This window comes from Halomonas sp. BN3-1, assembly GCF_003056325.1.
GTDB lineage: Bacteria > Pseudomonadota > Gammaproteobacteria > Pseudomonadales > Halomonadaceae > Halomonas > Halomonas litopenaei.
Genome location: NZ_PYVV01000029.1, coordinates 1 through 1938 on the forward strand (window position 1 = coordinate 1; position 1938 = coordinate 1938).

The 1938-nt window shown below is 54.7% G+C and carries 1 rRNA gene and 1 other annotated feature (1 of these 2 only partly in view); the gene reads right to left on the minus strand.

Features of this window, described 5'->3' with window-relative positions:
* Positions 1 to 5: 5 nt before the first annotated feature.
* A 5S ribosomal RNA gene (gene rrf, locus C9F12_RS22090) occupies positions 6 to 121 on the minus strand.
* 95 nt (positions 122 to 216) lie between these two features.
* Positions 217 to 1938 (minus strand) — a sequence feature (mutual gap in cmsearch alignment for this rRNA model is longer than 100) (it continues 1411 nt past the right edge of the window).

Here is a 1938-nt window from a genome sequence, read left to right on the forward strand (position 1 = left end):
TAAATGCCTGACGATGACCTACTCTCGCATGGGGAGACCCCACACTACCATCGGCGCTGAGCGGTTTCACTTCTGAGTTCGGCAAGGGATCAGGTGGTTCCCACTCGCTATGGTCGTCAGGCGGAAAAAAGACAATATATATCATGCCGACGATACGTTTCATCGTATCCGTCAATTGATTCGAGACATCATCGACCAAAACCCTTTGGGTGTTATATGGTCAAGCCTCACGGACCATTAGTACCGGTTAGCTCAACGCCTTGCAGCGCTTCCACACCCGGCCTATCAACCAGCTGGTCTTGCTGGGTCCTTTAGGAGGCTCAAGGCCTCAGGGAGATCTCATCTTGAAGGGGGCTTCCCGCTTAGATGCTTTCAGCGGTTATCCCGTCCGTACATAGCTACCCGGCAATGCCACTGGCGTGACAACCGGAACACCAGAGGTACGTCCACTCCGGTCCTCTCGTACTAGGAGCAGCGCTTCTCAAATCTCCAACGCCCACGGCAGATAGGGACCGAACTGTCTCACGACGTTCTAAACCCAGCTCGCGTACCACTTTAAATGGCGAACAGCCATACCCTTGGGACCGACTTCAGCCCCAGGATGTGATGAGCCGACATCGAGGTGCCAAACACCGCCGTCGATGTGAACTCTTGGGCGGTATCAGCCTGTTATCCCCGGAGTACCTTTTATCCGTTGAGCGATGGCCCTTCCATACAGAACCACCGGATCACTAGAACCTACTTTCGTATCTGCTCGACGTGTCTGTCTCGCAGTTAAGCACCCTTATGCTCTTGCACTCACTGCACGATTTCCAACCGTGCTGAGGGTACCTTCGTGCTCCTCCGTTACTCTTTGGGAGGAGACCGCCCCAGTCAAACTACCCACCACACACGGTCCTCGAACCGGATTACGGTCCTGAGTTAGAACGCCAATGATGCCAGGCTGGTATTTCAAGGTTGGCTCCACCCCATCTGGCGACAGGGTTTCAAAGCCTCCCAGCTATCCTACACAAGCAACATCAGCGTCCAGTGTGAAGCTGTAGTAAAGGTTCACGGGGTCTTTCCGTCTAGCCGCGGGTACACAGCATCTTCACTGCGATTTCAATTTCACTGAGTCTCGGGTGGAGACAGCGTGGCCATCATTACGCCATTCGTGCAGGTCGGAACTTACCCGACAAGGAATTTCGCTACCTTAGGACCGTTATAGTTACGGCCGCCGTTTACCGGGGCTTCGATCAGGAGCTTCGCGTGAGCTAACACCATCACTTAACCTTCCGGCACCGGGCAGGCGTCACACCCTATACGTCCGCTTGCGCGTTTGCAGAGTGCTGTGTTTTTAATAAACAGTTGCAGCCACCTGGTATCTTCGACCGCGTCAGGCTCCGGTCGCGAGGACCTTCACCCTAATGCGGCGTGCCTTCTCCCGAAGTTACGGCACCATTTTGCCTAGTTCCTTCACCCGAGTTCTCTCAAGCGCCTTGGTATTCTCTACCTGACCACCTGTGTCGGTTTGGGGTACGGTCTCACAGTATCTGAAGCTTAGAGGCTTTTCCTGGAAGCGTGGCATCGATGACTTCCTGACCGTAGTCAGTTCGTCTCGCCTCTCGGCCTTGAGGATCCGGATTTACCTGAATCCTCAGCCTACCGGCTTTCACCAGGACAACCAACGCCTGGCTCACCTAGCCTTCTTCGTCCCCCCATCGCAATACTGTGAGGTACGGGAATATTGACCCGTTTCCCATCGACTACGCCTTTCGGCCTCGCCTTAGGGGCCGACTCACTCTGCTCCGATTAGCGTCGAACAGAAACCCTTGGTCTTCCGGCGGGGGAGTTTTTCACTCCCCTTGTCGTTACTCATGTCAGCATTCGCACTCGTGATACCTCCAGCATGCTTCTCAACACACCTTCATCGGCTTACACGACGCTCCTCTACCGCGA